Source organism: Microvirga brassicacearum, from assembly GCF_008757455.1.
Taxonomy (GTDB): Bacteria; Pseudomonadota; Alphaproteobacteria; order Rhizobiales; family Beijerinckiaceae; genus Microvirga; species Microvirga brassicacearum.
Map to the genome: position 1 here is coordinate 1 of NZ_VCMV01000002.1, position 15,950 is coordinate 15,950.

The following is a 15,950-nucleotide window of genomic DNA, read 5'->3' on the forward strand; positions in this document are numbered from 1 at the left end:
CGTTTGAACCTTCAGGGCATTGAGATAGGCGGAGGCCCACCAGGAGACATCCTGCGCCTTCAGCGTCTTCATCATGCCCGACCAGCGGTTGATGCGCTCCTCCAGGCTCATGTGGAGAGCGACGTTGATGGCCTCGGCCACCTCGAACTTGTCGTTGGGATTGACGATCAGCGCGTCGGTGAGCTGCTGCGCGGCTCCGGCGAACTTTGAGAGGATCAGCACGCCCGGATCGGCGGGGTCCTGGGCGGCCACGTATTCCTTCGCAACCAGGTTCATGCCGTCACGGATCGGCGTGACCAGACCGACTTTCGCCAGGCGATAAAGCCCCGCCAGAACCGGCCGTGGGTAGGTGCTCGTCACATAGTGGATCGGCACCCATCCGGGTTCGCCCAGCGACCCGTTGATCCGTCCCAGCGTATCGTTCACGGCGCGGCTGAGGGTGGCGTATTCGGGGACTTCGCTTCGGCTCGTCGGCGCGATCTGCAGATAGGTGACGCGGCCGCGCTGATCCGGATTGCTCACCAGAAACCGTTCGAAGGATTCCATGCGCTCGGGGATGCCCTTGGAATAATCGAGCCGGTCGACCCCGATGATGAGCTGGCGCGAGCCGAGGCTCGCCATGGTCTGTCGCACCAGCCGATGGGTGCTGGACCGCTCGGCCGCCGCCTCAAATCGCGCAAGATCGATCCCGATCGGAAACCCCTTGATCCGTGTGCGGCGCTCTCCGAGTTCGAGCATATCGCCTTTGACGATGCTCGCGCCGACTTCCTGAAGCAGGCCACGCCTGACATTGTCCGCATCGCGCTCCGTGTGCACGCCCACGAGATCGTAGGACATGACCGCGCGCAGCAACTGCGTGCTGCCGGGGAGGGTGGCGAAGACCTCCGGCGCTGGCCAGGGAATGTGGTGAAAATAGCCGATCCGATTCGTGATCCCCAGCGCGCGCAATTCCGCCGCCAGGGGGATCAGGTGATAATCGTGAACCCAGATGAGGTCGTCGGGTCGGACAAGGCGCGCGAGCGCTGCCGCAAAGGTCCGATTGACCCGCAGATATCCGGCGTAATCGGAGCGCGAGAAATCGGCGAGCCCGATCCGGTAATGCATGGTGGGCCATAGGGCCCGGTTGGCGAAACCGCTGTAATATTCCTGGCGATCAATGGAGGTGAGGTCCATCAGGGCGTATTGTATCCGCCCCTTATCGACGATCCGCGGATGGGTTGCCGGTTGCGCCGCCACTTTGCCGCTCCACCCGAACCAGAGGCCCGGATAGGCCTCAAAGGCCTCGCGCAGGGCGACCGCCAATCCCCCAGCGACTCCTTTGGAATCCGGGACGGCTACGCGATTGGAAACGACCACCAGTCGTGACAATGACATTCTCCTTTCTGCTCCGTTGGTTTCAACCCAGCGCAGCAAAGGCGAAGGCCGGACGGAACCGAGCGGAGTTCATCGGGACCGGGGACGCGTGGGTGTTCCATGGGAGGCGCTAACCTCCGCGTGAGTCGGCTCCTTCACAAATCAATGGCCGCACACCCGAATGCAATTGCCTCGGTATTCCGCCGGCCCGGATTGCGCAGCAATCAGTGCGCTGCCGGGCAATCCCGCAGCCAAGGCGTCGGTGGTAGCGATTGCAATGAAAAGACGCATGTCATCTCAAAATAGAACAGCCGAGCCCAAACGACAATGTTCCGCCTCGTTATTCGAGGTGAGATATAACGTTCAAGAATGTCCGCGGCAGGATCCGGGACGGCACGGAAGCCGTCCCGGAGAGAACCTGTCGGATCAGATGCCCCAATAATACGGGGTCTTCCAGTAATCGTGAAGCTCGCGCTCCCGATCGCGATCCGACCAGCGATAGTCATCCTCGCGATAGAAGGTGGGCGCACCACGGAGCTGGTCTTCGGTGATATCCGTGCGATAGCCGCCGAGCGAGGGATCGTAGTCAAGCTTGTTCCAAGGGATCGTGTGTTCCTCTTCGCCGATCCCGAGGAAACCGCCGAACGACATGACCGCGTAGGTGACCCGGCCGCTCATCTTCTCGATCATGAGACGCCTGATCGAGCCGATATGCTCGCCATTGGGGCCATAGACGCTTGTACCCTCGACGCGATCGCTTCCGATCATGGGATCGCCCGTCATCACTCCCGGAGCACTATGTGTCATGGTTCTATCTCTCCTTCTCTGTCGCTCACCACATCTCCGCCGCGTGTGAGGCAGCGGCGCCGCAGGCTTGCCGGATCAACGTCACGCCGATACGCCGGTTCCAGGCAAGGCCGGGCCGTTCCGGCGCCGGCTGGCGAGTTCGCGTGCAGTGCGGTAGAAATTCGCGCTTGATAATCGCGGCCGTCGCACGGGCGGCACCATACGGGAATGCCGGCTGGCGGAGAGGTTGAGCGATGAGCGGGGCGACCGAAGACGATCTCATCGACTGGGTGCTGCAATACGCGACCGCGCATGACGAGCTCGATTCGCTGCTCTCGGGGCTGAGCGAACGCCTGCTGGAAGCGGATTTTCCGCTGTTGCGCGCAAGCATCTCGCTTCCGACCATCGATCCAAGCGCGCGCGCCGTCGCCCATGTGTGGTGGCGCGGCAAGGGTGTGGCGACCGAGCATTTGCCGCATACGCAGCAACAGGCCGAGCGGTTCCAGCGCAGCGTCATCTTCGACTTGCAAAGTCGGAATATCACCATGGCGCGCTTCCGGCTCGATGCGGGAGAAGGCGTGTCGCAGTTCGACCTCCTGCACGAGATGAAGTCCGAGGGTGCGACGGATTACCTGTTGCGGCTGGTGCCTTTTGGCGGCGAGCAGGTGGCGCTCAGCGGCGTCGCGCTTTCGGTCGCAACCGACCAGGAAGGCGGGTTCACCGACACACAATGCAACCTGGTCAACCGCATTGTTCCCGCGCTGGGGCTCGCGGCCTATCGCATCAGCATCGCGCGGATCGCCGCGGATGCCTTGAGCGTCTATCTGGGCCCGCAAACGGGGCGCCGTGTGCTGGCGGGCAAGATCCGGCGCGGCGAGGGCGAGCGGATCGCGGCTGCCATTCTCAACGCGGATCTCAAAGGCTTTACCAATCTGACGGAGCGCGAAGATGCACTGCAGGTGGTCGGATGGCTGAACGAGCATTTCGAGGCGATCGGCAACGCGGTGACCGAGCGCGGCGGCGAGATTCTCAAGTTCATGGGCGACGGCCTGTTGGCGGTGTTTCCGGTGAGCGACCCCGATGCGCGTCCCTGCCTCATCTGCGAACAGGCGCTGCAGGCGGCCCAGGAGGCGATCGCCGCAAACGCCGAACTCAATCGTATGCGAATCGCCAGGGGCGAACCTGATCTGGATGTGGATGTGGTGCTGCATTTCGGGGAAGTGGTCTACGGCAATGTGGGCGCGACGCGCAGGCTCGATTTCACGGTGATCGGACGCGCCGTGAACGAGACGAGCCGCATGGAACCGCTCTGTGATCTGCTCGACGTGAACCTTGTGATGTCGGAGGCGTTCGCGCAGCGCTGCAGCCGGAGGACCGTGGAGGCGGGCACGTTTCAACTCCGCGGGATCGCGGGCGACCGCCTCATTTATCGCGTAGCGTGAAACGAAGCCCCGACCGGAATTGGCATCGAGGAGAGGCGTGGATGGGACGGCGCAAGCTCTGGCGGTGGCTGGTCGCGACGGCGATCGTGCTGGCGTCGATTTATCTCCTCGTCGCGTATCTGCTGTTGCCGAGGCTCTGGCTCCATTACGAGCACCAGCCTGATCTGGCGCAGCGGCCGATGGTCACCCGGACACCGCAGGACATCCCGGGAGATCCGATCAATGTGGGACTCGTCGGATCGAAGGAGGATGTGATCCGTTCATTCGCGGCCGCGAAGTGGGATCCGGCCGACGCCATCACGTTGCGCAGCAGCGTCGAGATCGGAGCCAGCGTTCTCCTGGATCGCCCATATCTGGAAGCACCCGTCAGCACGCTGTTGTTCGAGGGCCGGCGGCAGGATCTCGCATTCGAGATGCCGGTAGGCGACAGCGCCGACCGCCGCCATCACATCCGGCTCTGGCTGGTGCTTCAAAGCGGCGCCGAAGGAAGGCCCGTATGGCTCGGCTCGGCGAGTTTCGATCAAGGCGTCGGCCTGAGCCACGACACCGGGCAGATCACCCATCATATTGCGCCCGACGTGGATGCCGACCGGGATCTTGTGATCCGTGACCTCTCGAACGCCGGAATGCTCGTGTCGACCTATCAAGTGTCGGGCGTCGGGCCCACAGTGAATGGTCATAACGGTGGCGGTGATCGCTATTATACCGACGGCGAGGTGACGATTGGCGTCATCAGCCCGAATGCCAGTCTGGTGAGCGCCCCGCCGACGATGCTGTCCAATCCCGCCGCTACAATTTTCAAGCAGAACGTCTGGTCGCTCGGGCTGAAGCTGCGGGATCTTTTGCGAGGGCCGAACGCGAAGTGAAGGGTGACTCGACGCGCGTTCTATCCCGCCTTGTCGGATGCAAGCGACTTGTTGCGTTCGGCGTGATGGGTGTCCAAGGTCCCGAACTGAGTCATCACGTATACGAGCACGCTCGACGTCCAGCCGAACGTGAACAAGCCAGACACGGCGATGATTGGCCCGAGCTGGCGCCAGCTCGGAGGCAACCTCACGACCCCCTCGCCAAGCGTCGTGTAGGTTTCAGCCGCAAAGAAGGCGGCCGATGAGAGATCCGGAATGAGGTTGAGCCAATAAATCGGCAGCGCCCATACCACCACCTCGATCAGATGCACGGCGACCAGTTGGGCAACGACGGTGCCGAAGAGGAGATTGACGCGCCAATGGGGCGTCGCCGTCGTCACATGCACCCATCGCCCTGAAAAATATCGCGAGATCCGCCGGATGCCGGCCCCGTGAATGAAGACGACCACCACCAGAATGGCGACGCCGAGCACGACCTGGAACAGATCGAGCGACGTATAGACCACCTCGACGGGCAGTTGGGCTAATGGATCGGGCGGGATCATATTGTCCTAATCTCTTGGCTCCACCCGCACCCGATGTGCCGCCCTCCATTCTGCGCCGGACGGGCACTTGAGGATCGGCCACGAAGCGACGCGCCATTCTGTGCAGTTCTGCTGGCTGGCAAGTGTCTGACGTCTTGATGAAGTTTTCGTTGACGGCTCCCGTCAAGGAGGGCGATCGCCGGCCGGCGGCGTGCTTTTCCTTGCCACGATTGAAGCGTAAACTCCGCGCGCATTCCGAACACCGGGGAGGTTATCATGTTCCCTCGTACAGCGTGTGGAGTGACCGGTCTCGACCGGGCGGTGATCGGGGCGGTTGTCATCGCGAGCGTGTGTGTGATCGCGAAGCCCGCTCTTGGACAGGGGCCCGCTCCTGGACAGGAGAGCGCACCCAAGACCGAGGTGGCCCCGTTCCACCATGGCCTTCACGCTGCCCCTTCGGCAGCACCGACCGCTTATGAGGACGCCACTCCGCCGCTGTTCGAGAATCTGGGGCGGCACGGCTGGAAGGTGACGACCCGCACCCCCGAGGCGCAGGCCTTTTTTGATCAGGGCCTTCGCCTTGCCTACGGTTTCAATCACGGCGAGGCACGACGGGCTTTCCGGCAGGCGCAGCGGCTCGATCCGTCCTGCGCCATGTGCTTCTGGGGTGAAGCGTTCGTGCTCGGGCCCAACATCAACGTGCCGATGGATCCGGCCGCGAATGCGCCCGCGCTTGCGGCCCTCCGACAGGCCGAGGCGCTTGCAGGGAACGCCACCGACAAGGAACAGGCGTTGATCGCAGCGCTGGCGAAGCGCTACGCGGCCGATCCTAGTGCGGAGAGGGCGGCGCTCGACAAGGCTTGGGCGGATGCCCTGGGCGAAGTCGCCAAGCGGTTCCCGGACGATATCGAACTTGCCGTGCTTCACGCCGAGGCGATGATGGACACGCAGCCGTGGGATTATTGGGAGGATGGTGGCAGACGGGCGAAGGGCCACGCCCAGGAGATCGTCGCCGAACTCGAGCGCGCGATGACGCAAAACCCGGAACACCCGGGCGCCATTCACCTCTATATCCACGCCGTCGAGGCATCCGATCGGCCTGAACGGGCACAGCCCGGGGCCGACAGGCTTGCGGCATTGATACCCGGCGCCGGTCATATCGTGCACATGCCGAGCCATATCTATTACCGGGTCGGGCGCTATCTCGATGCGCTCGAAGCCAACAAGGCGGCGGTGGCGGCGGACGAATCCTATATCGCGACGGTCGGTCCGACCGGGCCCTATCCGCTCGCCTATTATCCGCACAACGTGCACTTCCTGCTCGCAACCGCACAACTGGCGGGGGATTCAAAGACCGCGCTGGAAGCGGCCGCCAAGCTGCAACGCATCGTGACGGCGGATGCTGCGAATGCCGTCCCGATGGTCCAACCCGATATGGCGGCGCCGTATTGGGCGAATGCGATGTTCGGGACGCCGGACACCGTCCTGTCGCTCCCGGCTCCGGACAATGCACCCACCTACGTCAAGGCCATGCGCCACTACGCGCGCGGAGCCGCGCTCGTCTCGAAAGGGCGGACGGATGAGGTGCAGGCGGAGATTTCCGCGATCGAGTCCCTTGCCAGCGCCGAGGATCTCGCCAAGGCTGCCGCTGCCGGCATTCCCGGCCCGGAGGTGCTGACGATCGCGCGCGAGGTCCTGACCGGTCGGATGGCGATGGCGCGGGGCGATCCGGGCGCGGCGATCCCCGCCTTCGAACGGGCTGCCGTTCTGCAGGAATCTCTCGCCTACATGGAGCCGCCCTACTGGTATTATCCGGTGCGGCAATCTCTCGGGGCCGCACTGCTCATGACCGGGCGGCTCGACGAGGCCGAGCAGGCTTTCCAGGCAGCGCTGAAGCGGGCCCCCAATAGCGGCTGGGCATTGTTCGGGCTGATGGAGGTCGCCAAGGCGCGCGGCGACACCGCAGGCCGGCAGGAGGCGGAGGCTCTTCTGACCAAAGTGTGGATCGGCGACCGCAGCGTCCTCGATCTGAAGCGATTCTGACGGGGGCTCCGGTCCGAGGGGACAGGTGATGTACGTCGTGATCCGGAAGTTCAACAACATGCGGTCGGTAGCCGAGGCCGCCCGCCGTGCGGAGAGCGGGATCGGCCAGGTGCTGAAGGCCGCTCCCGGCTTCCGGGGGTATTACGTTTTCGATGGCGGTGGCGGGGTCGGCGGCTCCGTCACGTTCTTCGAGGACAGGCAGACGGCCATCGATGCCAACGAGAAAGCGATGGTCTGGCTGAAAGCAAGCCTTGCCGATCTCATCGATGGGGAGCCGGAAATCACCCTCGGCGAGGTGTTGGTCGCCATGACCCCTGAGGGGTGATCGAGGCTTCCGTCCGCTCCAACATCGTCTCCACGCAAAGACGGGTCGATATGTTCGGCGCGCTGATGCATGATGCGCTCACCAGCTTGAGTGTTGTCCCAGAGCACGATGCCGAAAAATCTGAAGCGGTTCTCGGGTGACATCATGCTCCAGGCGATGGAGACCCCGGCACGATGACCGATTACCCCCCTCTCACCCTCCATGTTCCCGAACCCGCCGTCCGGCCCGGTGGTCATCCGGATTTTTCGAACGTCCCGATCCCTGAGGCGGGCTCCGTGGACCGCCCCGAGGTGGATGCGGACCCGGCCAGCATGCGCAAGCTCGCCTATTCGATCATCCGGGTCTTGAACCGCGACGGAGAGGCGGTGGGTCCCTGGGCCGGCAGCCTGAGCGACGACGAGCTTCTTCAGGGCCTACGGGACATGATGACCCTGCGCGCCTTCGATGCGCGCATGCAGATGGCGCAGAGGCAGGGCAAGACCTCGTTCTACATGCAGCATATGGGCGAAGAAGGCGTCAGTTGCGCCTTTCAAAAGGCATTGCTGCCGGGCGACATGAACTTTCCGACTTATCGGCAGGCCGGGCTGCTGATTGCTTCGGGTTATCCGCTCGTCGACATGATGTGCCAGATCTATTCCAACGAACGCGATCCGCTGAAGGGCCGGCAATTGCCGGTTCTGTATTCGGCAAAGGAGAACGGCTTCTTCTCGATTTCCGGCAATCTTGCGACCCAGTATATTCAGGCGGTCGGGTGGGCGATGGCCTCGGCGATCAAGAACGACACCAAGATCGCCGCCGCCTGGATCGGCGACGGGTCCACGGCCGAATCCGATTTTCACGCCGCGCTCGTTTTCGCCTCCACCTACAAGGCGCCGGTGGTGCTGAACATCGTCAACAATCAATGGGCGATCTCGACTTTTCAGGGCATCGCGCGCGGCGGGTCGGGCACGTTCGCGGCGCGCGGTCTCGGTTTCGGGCTGCCGGCCCTGCGCGTCGACGGCAATGATTTTCTCGCCGTGCACGCAGTCGCCAAATGGGCGGCCGAGCGGGCGCGGCGCAATCTCGGCGCCACCATGATCGAATACGTGACCTACCGCGTCGGGGCCCATTCGAGTTCCGACGATCCATCCGCCTATCGCCCCAAGACCGAATCCGACGCCTGGCCGCTCGGCGATCCGATCATCCGTCTCAAGAACCATCTCATCGTGCGCGGCGTCTGGTCCGAGGAGCGTCACAAGCAATCCGAGGCCGAAGTGCTCGACACGGTGATCACCGCCCAGAAGGAAGCCGAGCGGCACGGCACGCTGCATGCGGGCGGCAGGCCGTCGGCGCGAGACATGTTCGAGGGCGTCTATGCCGAGATGCCACCGCATCTGCGCCGGCAGCGTCAGCAGGCGGGAGTCTGAGGATGCCGCGCAAGACGATGATCGAGGCCATCCGCGATGGCATGGACGTGATGATGGAGCGCGACGACAATGTCGTGGTGTTCGGCGAAGACGTGGGTTTCTTCGGTGGCGTCTTTCGCGCCACGCAAGGGTTGCAGGCGAAGTACGGAAAAAGCCGCTGTTTCGATGCGCCGATCAGCGAACTCGGGATTGTCGGTTCGGCCGTCGGCATGGCAGCTTATGGCCTTCGCCCCTGCGTCGAGATCCAGTTCGCCGATTACATGTATCCGGCCTATGACCAGATCGTCTCCGAGGCGGCGCGCATGCGCTATCGTTCGAACGGCCAGTTCACCTGTCCCATGGTGGTGCGGATGCCGACGGGCGGCGGGATTTTCGGGGGGCAGACGCACAGCCAAAGCCCCGAAGCGCTCTTCACGCACGTGGCCGGTTTGAAGACGGTCATGCCCTCCAACCCGAGCGACGCGAAGGGCTTGTTGATCTCCGCCATCGAGGATCCCGATCCCGTCATCTTTCTCGAACCCAAGCGCCTCTATAACGGCCCTTTCGATGGTCATCATGAACGGCCGGTGACGCCATGGTCGAAACACGAACTCGGCGAAGTTGCCGACGGCTATTACACGATTCCTCTCGGCAAGGCGGCCATTCGGCGCGTGGGTTCGGCCATCACGGTGCTTGCCTACGGCACCATGGTTTATGTCGCTGAAGCCGCTGCGAACGAGACCGGAATCGACGCGGAGATCATCGATCTGCGTTCACTCGTGCCGCTCGACATCGAGGCCATCGAGGCATCCGTGCGCAAGACCGGTCGATGCATCGTCGTGCATGAAGCGACGCTGACATCGGGCTTTGGCGCGGAGTTGTCGGCCCTCGTGCAGGAAACATGTTTCTACCACCTCGAAGCGCCGGTCGCCCGCGTGGCGGGCTGGGACACGCCTTATCCCCACGCACAGGAATGGGACTACTTCCCCGGTCCGTCCCGCGTGGGTCAGGCACTGCTGAATGCGATGGAGCCGTGATGTGGCCGAACATGTGATCAGACTTCCTGACGTTGGCGAAGGTGTTGCCGAGGCTGAACTTGTCGAGTGGCACGTGAAGGTCGGCGACCTCGTGCGCGAGGACGCGATTCTCGGCGCAGTGATGACCGACAAGGCAACGGTGGAAATCCCGTCGCCGGTCGAAGGCAAGGTGCTGTGGCTGGGCGCCAATGTCGGCGACGTCGTCGCGGTCGGCTCGAATCTCGTTCGCCTGGATGTGGTTGGGGAGGAGGGGGAGGGCGCCGCCGTCGCGCCCGCGCCCGCAGCCGTGCCTTCGCCCAAGCCCAAGATTGTTGCAACAGCGCCTGAACCGGCTCCAGTTGCACCACCGGCTCCTGCCACCGAGCGCGCCGCGCCGAGCAGACCGCCATTGCGGCAAGCCCTCGGCGGTGGGGCCCCGCGGGCCGAGGGTGAGAAGCCTCTCGCCGCGCCGGCTGTGCGCCTTCGGGCGCGCGAGGCCGGCATCGACCTGCGTCAGGTTGTGGGCACAGGCCCTGCGGGCCGCATCACCCACGAAGACCTCGATGCGGTTTTCGCCAAAGGTCCTGAAGGTGCGCGAGTGCATGTTCGACAGGCGCGGACCGCGGTGGAGGACATCAAGGTCGTCGGCATGCGTCGCCGCATCGCCGAGAAGATGTCGGCGGCAAGGAGCATTCCCCACATCACCTATGTGGAAGAGATCGACGTCACAGCCGTCGAGGAACTTCGCGCAGCGCTCAACGCAGGCAAGCGCCAGGACCAACCACGGTTATCCTTCCTGCCGTTTCTGATGCGCGCGATGGTTCGCGCCATCGACGAGCAGCCGAATCTCAATGCGCATTTCGACGACGAGGCGGGGATCATCCATCAGCACGCGGGTGTGCATATCGGCATTGCGGCGCAGACACCCACGGGGCTGATGGTACCGGTGGTCAAGCACGCCGAAGCGCTCGACCTCTGGGGAATGGGCGCGGAACTGAACCGGCTCGCCGAAGCCGCTAAAGCCGGCGTCGCAACACGCGAGGAGCTTACCGGTTCGACCATCACCATCACGTCGCTCGGCGCGATGGGCGGTGTGGTGACGACGCCGATCATCAACCACCCGGAGGTCGCCATCGTCGGCGTCAACAAGATGATGACGCGGCCCGTTTGGGATGGCGCGACTTTCATCCCGCGGAAGATGATGAACCTGTCGTCGAGCTTCGACCACCGGGTCATCGATGGCTGGGATGCGGCGGTCTTCATTCAACGCATCAAGACACTGCTCGAAACTCCCGCCATGATCTTCATCGAAAGCTGATCCCATGAAAGAGATCTCCTGCAAGCTTCTGGTGATCGGCGCCGGGCCGGGCGGATATACCTGCGCGATCCGGGCGGGCCAGCTCGGATTCGATACAGTCATCGTGGAGGCGAAGAAGGCGGGCGGCACCTGCCTTAATGTCGGCTGCATTCCATCGAAGGCGCTGATTCATGCCGCCGAGGAATTCGACGCCCTCGCGCATATGGTCAATGGCGGCAGCCCGCTTGGGATTTCCGCGCAAAGCCCGACCCTCGACCTCGCGAAGACCATCGCGTGGAAGGACGGCATCGTCGGGCGCCTCAACAGCGGCGTCGCCGGATTGCTCAAGAAGGCCGGCGTCAAGGTCATCGTCGGCTGGGCGACATTTCGTGACGGCAAGACGGTGGAAGTGGCGACGGAACTCGGGCCGCAGGTAGTGCGCGCCGAACAGGTGGTCATCGCGACCGGCTCGGAAGCCGTCACGTTGCCGTTCCTGCCTTTCGGCGAACGGGTCATCTCCTCAACCGGTGCATTGGCGCTGACGGAGGTCCCTGAAAAGCTCGTGGTGGTGGGCGGCGGCTATATTGGCCTCGAACTCGGAACGGCATTTGCGAAGATGGGCTCCAAGGTGACGGTGGCCGAGGCGCAATCTCGGATTCTGCCGCAATACGACGCCGAGCTGACCCGGCCCGTCTCGAAGCGGCTGCGTGAACTCGGCATCGAGGTTCTGACCGGCGCCAAGGCCAAGGGATTGAAGCGCGACGGTCTTTCTGTCGAGACCGAGGCGGGGAACGAAACGACGCTTGCGGCGGATAAGATCCTCGTGACTGTCGGGCGTCGACCCTTGACTGCGGGCTGGGGGCTTGAGGACATCGATCTGACCATGGACGGTCCGTTCATCCGCATCGACGAGCAATGCCGCACCTCGATGCGCGGCGTCTTTGCCATCGGCGACGTGACGGGCGAGCCGATGCTGGCCCACCGGGCGATGGCGCAGGGCGAGATGGTGGCCGAGATCATCGCCGGCAAGAAACGCATCTGGGACAAGATCAGCATTCCGGCCGTGTGCTTCACCGATCCCGAAATCGTCACCGTGGGGCTGTCGCCGGATGAGGCGCGGGCGACGGGGATTGAAATCACCACCGGGCAGTTTCCATTCCAGGCCAATGGCCGCGCCATGACATTGGGCAACGAGTCAGGGTTCATCCGCGTCGTCGCCCGGGCGGACAACCATGTGCTGTTGGGACTTCAGGGCGTAGGCGCGGGCGTCGCCGAACTGTCGGCGGCTTTCAGCCTGGCGCTGGAAATGGGCGCTCGGTTGGAGGACGTGGCCGCGACGATTCACGCCCATCCGACCCAAAGCGAAGCTTTTCTCGAAGCAGCGCTCGGTGCGCTCGGCCACGCGATTCACATTTGAGGCGGTGCCTCGGAGCAATGTCCTTCCGCGTGGGTGGAAATTCCGGATTAGTCGGCCGCAAAACCGTGCTGAACGGGGGAAATGCGTCCTCCGGCTGGTTCCGCGATCCGCGAATTCTTGTAGACATGGTGGGGAGCAGGTTGCGTATCGCTCGAAGCGCCCCGCCGCGGCGATTGAAGTGCCCACGGCGCGGGCGTTTCTTCTTGGACCGAGTGTTGGCAGGGGCCGGTCACCGGCTGGATTGCCGCTGTGCTTGCCCCCGGCAGCGATAGCCGACGAAGCATTGGCCGCTATCGGCGGTAGGCACCCAGGCCGGCTCCGTCGTCTCGCCCCGCCCGCAAAACCCGCTGCCGCTCACATAGCGATCGTAGGTGTAAGGCCCGGTATTCAACACCACGCCACCACCTGCCTTCACGAGGGCGCTGGCTTGGGCGCAATTCATCGCCGTGGTGATCGGTCGATTTTGCGCGCCGACGCCGGTCGAAACCAGCATCGCCAGAAGAATCCAGATTGTTTTCATCGCTTCTCACGCACCGTGCCGTGGCGGGCTTGCCGCCGTTTATTCTAGGGCTCGATCCGGCGAAGTGGATACGCTGCCGCCGCTTGAATGCCGCGGCAGCGCTCGAGATCAGGATTTCACGAAGGCGAGCAGGTCGGCGTTGAGTTGATCCTTGTGCGTGTCGGTCAGCCCGTGAGGGGCGCCGGGATAGTTTTTCAGCGTGGCGTTCGGCACCAGCTTCAAAGACTTGTGGGCCGAGGCAGCGATCGGCACGATCTGGTCGTCGTCGCCGTGGATGATCAGCGTCGGAATATCGAATTTCTTCAGGTCTTCGGTGAAGTCCGTCTCCGAGAACGCCTTGATGCAATCGAGTTGGTTCTTGTGGCCCGATTGCAGTCCCTGAAACCAGAACGCATCCCTCATGCCCTGGGTCGCCTTGTTGTTGGGACGATTGGCGTTGAAGAAGGCAGCGCTGACGTCCTGGTAGAATTGCGAACGGTCGGCGATGACGCCGGCGCGGATTCCGTCGAAGGCCGCAATCGGCTGACCCTCCGGATTGGTTTCCGTCTTGACCATCAGCGGCGGCACCGCCGAAACCAGCGCCGCCTTGGCCAGACGCTTGGTCCCGTGGCGACCGATATAGCGTGCGACTTCGCCGCCGCCGGTCGAGAAGCCGATCAGCACGGCGTCTTTCAGGTCGAGGGTTTCGAACAGCATCGCGAGATCATCCGCGTAGGTATCCATGTCGTTGCCGTGCCACGGCTGACTCGACCTTCCATGTCCGCGACGGTCATGCGCGATGGCGCGATAGCCGTTCGATGCCAAATGAAGCATCTGCGCTTCCCAGCTATCGGCATTGAGCGGCCAGCCGTGGCTGAACACGACCGGCTGTCCGGTGCCCCAATCCTTGTAATAGATTTCCGTGCCGTCCCGGGTGGTGAAAGTGCTCATGCGATGGCTTCCTTCTGTAGCATCTGGTGAATCGGAGTTGCGCGCGATTGCTGCCGGCACGGATCAGGCTCTGCCGATCAAAACTCCTCGATGCGATGCGGGTAACGATCGAACCGCAAAGATCGGTTTTAAACAAACACGATCCGATCTGCCGACCATTGCGTGACAGACGCGTGACGGTGCCAGCGTGGTGCGCGCAAGACAATCGGTGGGAATGCGATGATGATTTTGCGCTGATGCAATGAAAGCCCCGTAGCAAGCAGCGGTCAGCGTCCTATCTTGAGATCAACGCGCGGGCGGTGTTGCCCAGCGAAGGAAGTTCGCCATGCAGAACGGCATCCATCACGTCACGGCCATCGCGGGTCCGGCCCATCGCAACCTCAATTTTTACACCCGGGCGCTCGGACTTCGCCTCGTCAAGAAAACTGTCAATTTCGACGACCCGAGCACTTACCATCTCTATTACGGAGACGAGGCGGGCCAGCCCGGCACCATTCTGACGTTTTTCCCGTGGGAGCACGCTGCGCCGGGTCGAGTCGGTATCGGCGAGACGCAGGAGACGATGTTTCGTATCCCCGAGAGTGCGGTCGGCTTCTGGACGCACCGCTTCCTCGAGAAGGGCGTGCCGCATGAGGCGCCGGAGAAACGGTTCGGCGAGACGGTGCTCACCTTCAAGGATCCGGATGGGATGAGGCTGGCGCTGGTGGCGGTGCCCGGCATCGAAGGGGAGTCGGCCTGGAACGGCGGCGACGTTCCGGTGGAACACGCCATCCGTGGCCTCCACGGCGTTTCGCTGCTGGTGGCCGATGCGGCTCCCACAGGCGCGATCCTCACGAATGTCCTCGGATTCAAGGAGATCGCGCGCGATGGCTCGGTGGTTCGCTTCAAAGCGGATGGCACCGCCGTTGGCGGGATCGTCGACGTGCGGGGGGCGGGCGGTTTTCTTGCAGGGCGGTCCGGCGCCGGCACCGTGCATCACATTGCGTTCCGCGCCAAAGATGACGCGGCGCAGGCCGCAATGGTCGCGAAGCTTGCGCGGGATCACGGCATTACGGCGACGGAACAGAAGAACCGCGACTACTTCCGCGCCGTCTATTTCCGTGAGCCGGGTGGGTTGTTGTTCGAGATCGCCACCGACGATCCGGGCTTTGCTATCGATGAGCCGGCGACCTCGCTGGGAGCATCCCTGAAGCTTCCACGCTTCCTGGAGCCGCGCCGAAAAGACATCGAGGCCATTCTTCCGGCGCTACCCTGATGGTCCGACCGTCCCGCTGCCGATCAGCGGGACGGTCGCCTTGCCGCGTTTCAATTGGTGGCGAAGCAGTAGAACAGACCTGCGCCGCCGGTCCCTTTCAGCGCATCCTGGCTGCAGCCGCCGCGCGAGGGATGGGACGAGTTCCACGATTTTGCCGACGGTTGTTCGCCGGTGCCCATGCGGTCGTGATGGCCCATCATGACCGCGCCCTCGGTGCCGCTCTTCGTCCAGTTGCCACAGGTTTGATCCTGGGCTCCGGCAAAAGCGGTCCCGTCCGGTTGCGAGCCTGTCAGGATGTCGTGAGTATTGGGCGTGTCGCCGCCGCCTTTCACCACCTCACCTTTCTCGGTGAGCGCGGTCTGCTTGCTGATGGCGTTGGTGCCGTGGAGCTCCGCCACGTCCTTCGCAATCACGACGCCCTTGGCGTTCTGCCAGGGTCCCGTGCCAATCCGGTCGCGCGCATTGACGGCGGTCGCGCCGCCCACACTTTGAGTCGAGAGATAGGCGCGCCAGGTCTTCGTACCGGCGCCTGCTGCCTGTGCGAGCGTCTGACAGTGACGATCGGCTCCCTCGAGCCCACCGAGATCGGCACCTTTGCCGGATCCGACGCTGGTGACGAAGAACGTCATGTTGGCTGGCGCGGCTGTCTGTTGGGCGGAGGCGGGCAGCGGCAACAGGGAAATCATCCCGATCGAGGCGCCCAACATAAGCATGCGAGTCATTCTCACTTCACCCTCCCGATAATTGCTGTGTGTTGAAACGCAAAACCAGACAGGTTGCAGCCTAGTTGA

General features: G+C 63.4%; 14 protein-coding genes and 1 pseudogene. 9 read left to right on the top strand and 6 right to left on the bottom strand.

Annotation, left to right across the window (positions count from 1 at the left end):
* Positions 1-1,368, bottom strand: a 1,368-nt coding sequence (otsA, locus tag FEZ63_RS00570; protein ID WP_150941880.1) for an alpha,alpha-trehalose-phosphate synthase (UDP-forming), incomplete at its 3' end; no start/stop codon positions are given.
* A gap of 411 nt (positions 1,369-1,779) precedes the next feature.
* A complete protein-coding gene (locus FEZ63_RS00575; RefSeq protein ID WP_150941697.1) occupies positions 1,780-2,160 on the bottom strand; it encodes a PRC-barrel domain-containing protein in 381 nt (126 codons plus the stop codon).
* Between the two features lie 233 nt (positions 2,161-2,393).
* On the opposite strand from FEZ63_RS00575, the gene FEZ63_RS00580 reads away from it, so the two are divergent.
* A complete protein-coding gene (locus FEZ63_RS00580; protein WP_150941698.1) occupies positions 2,394-3,581 on the top strand; it encodes an adenylate/guanylate cyclase domain-containing protein in 1,188 nt (395 codons plus the stop codon).
* 41 nt (positions 3,582-3,622) lie between these two features.
* Positions 3,623-4,447: an LssY C-terminal domain-containing protein gene (locus FEZ63_RS00585; protein WP_150941699.1), complete on the top strand. Its 825-nt coding sequence runs from the start codon at positions 3,623-3,625 to the stop codon at positions 4,445-4,447.
* Positions 4,448-4,467: 20 nt separating this feature from the next.
* Here FEZ63_RS00585 and FEZ63_RS00590 read toward each other — a convergent pair whose 3' ends face one another.
* Positions 4,468-4,992, bottom strand: coding sequence for an ion channel (locus FEZ63_RS00590; protein WP_150941700.1), 525 nt, complete (start codon positions 4,990-4,992; stop codon positions 4,468-4,470).
* A 255-nt stretch (positions 4,993-5,247) separates the two neighbouring features.
* Here FEZ63_RS00590 and FEZ63_RS00595 point away from each other — a divergent pair, with 255 nt between their 5' ends.
* From FEZ63_RS00595 to lpdA, 6 genes are all read left to right on the top strand, one after another.
* Positions 5,248-7,014, top strand: coding sequence for a tetratricopeptide repeat protein (locus tag FEZ63_RS00595; RefSeq protein ID WP_150941701.1), 1,767 nt, complete (start codon positions 5,248-5,250; stop codon positions 7,012-7,014).
* Positions 7,015-7,042: 28 nt separating this feature from the next.
* On the top strand, positions 7,043-7,339 hold the full coding sequence (locus tag FEZ63_RS00600; protein WP_150941702.1) for a hypothetical protein: 297 nt from the start codon (positions 7,043-7,045) through the stop codon (positions 7,337-7,339).
* A gap of 173 nt (positions 7,340-7,512) precedes the next feature.
* Positions 7,513-8,745 carry a 3-methyl-2-oxobutanoate dehydrogenase (2-methylpropanoyl-transferring) subunit alpha gene (locus tag FEZ63_RS00605; protein WP_150941703.1) on the top strand — a complete coding sequence of 411 codons (1,233 nt, stop codon included), beginning with the start codon at positions 7,513-7,515 and terminating at the stop codon, positions 8,743-8,745.
* 2 nt (positions 8,746-8,747) lie between these two features.
* A complete protein-coding gene (locus tag FEZ63_RS00610; protein ID WP_150941704.1) occupies positions 8,748-9,761 on the top strand; it encodes an alpha-ketoacid dehydrogenase subunit beta in 1,014 nt (337 codons plus the stop codon).
* Between the two features lies 1 nt (position 9,762).
* Positions 9,763-11,058, top strand: a complete 1,296-nt coding sequence (locus tag FEZ63_RS00615) for a dihydrolipoamide acetyltransferase family protein (protein ID WP_150941705.1) — start codon at positions 9,763-9,765, stop codon at positions 11,056-11,058.
* A 4-nt stretch (positions 11,059-11,062) separates the two neighbouring features.
* A complete protein-coding gene (lpdA, locus tag FEZ63_RS00620; protein ID WP_150941706.1) occupies positions 11,063-12,454 on the top strand; it encodes a dihydrolipoyl dehydrogenase in 1,392 nt (463 codons plus the stop codon).
* A 229-nt stretch (positions 12,455-12,683) separates the two neighbouring features.
* Here lpdA and FEZ63_RS00625 read toward each other — a convergent pair whose 3' ends face one another.
* Together FEZ63_RS00625 and FEZ63_RS00630 are read right to left on the bottom strand one after the other, a co-directional pair.
* Positions 12,684-12,974 (bottom strand): hypothetical protein, encoded by a 291-nt coding sequence (locus FEZ63_RS00625; RefSeq protein WP_150941707.1) that lies wholly within the window; start codon positions 12,972-12,974, stop codon positions 12,684-12,686.
* A gap of 108 nt (positions 12,975-13,082) precedes the next feature.
* Positions 13,083-13,955: pseudogene (locus tag FEZ63_RS00630) on the bottom strand (alpha/beta fold hydrolase); the annotation flags it as partial.
* A 274-nt stretch (positions 13,956-14,229) separates the two neighbouring features.
* On the opposite strand from FEZ63_RS00630, the gene FEZ63_RS00635 reads away from it, so the two are divergent.
* Positions 14,230-15,159 carry a ring-cleaving dioxygenase gene (locus FEZ63_RS00635; RefSeq protein ID WP_150941709.1) on the top strand — a complete coding sequence of 310 codons (930 nt, stop codon included), beginning with the start codon at positions 14,230-14,232 and terminating at the stop codon, positions 15,157-15,159.
* 50 nt (positions 15,160-15,209) lie between these two features.
* Here FEZ63_RS00635 and FEZ63_RS00640 read toward each other — a convergent pair whose 3' ends face one another.
* Positions 15,210-15,845 (bottom strand): hypothetical protein, encoded by a 636-nt coding sequence (locus FEZ63_RS00640; RefSeq protein ID WP_244622586.1) that lies wholly within the window; start codon positions 15,843-15,845, stop codon positions 15,210-15,212.
* Positions 15,846-15,950 lie beyond the last annotated feature (105 nt).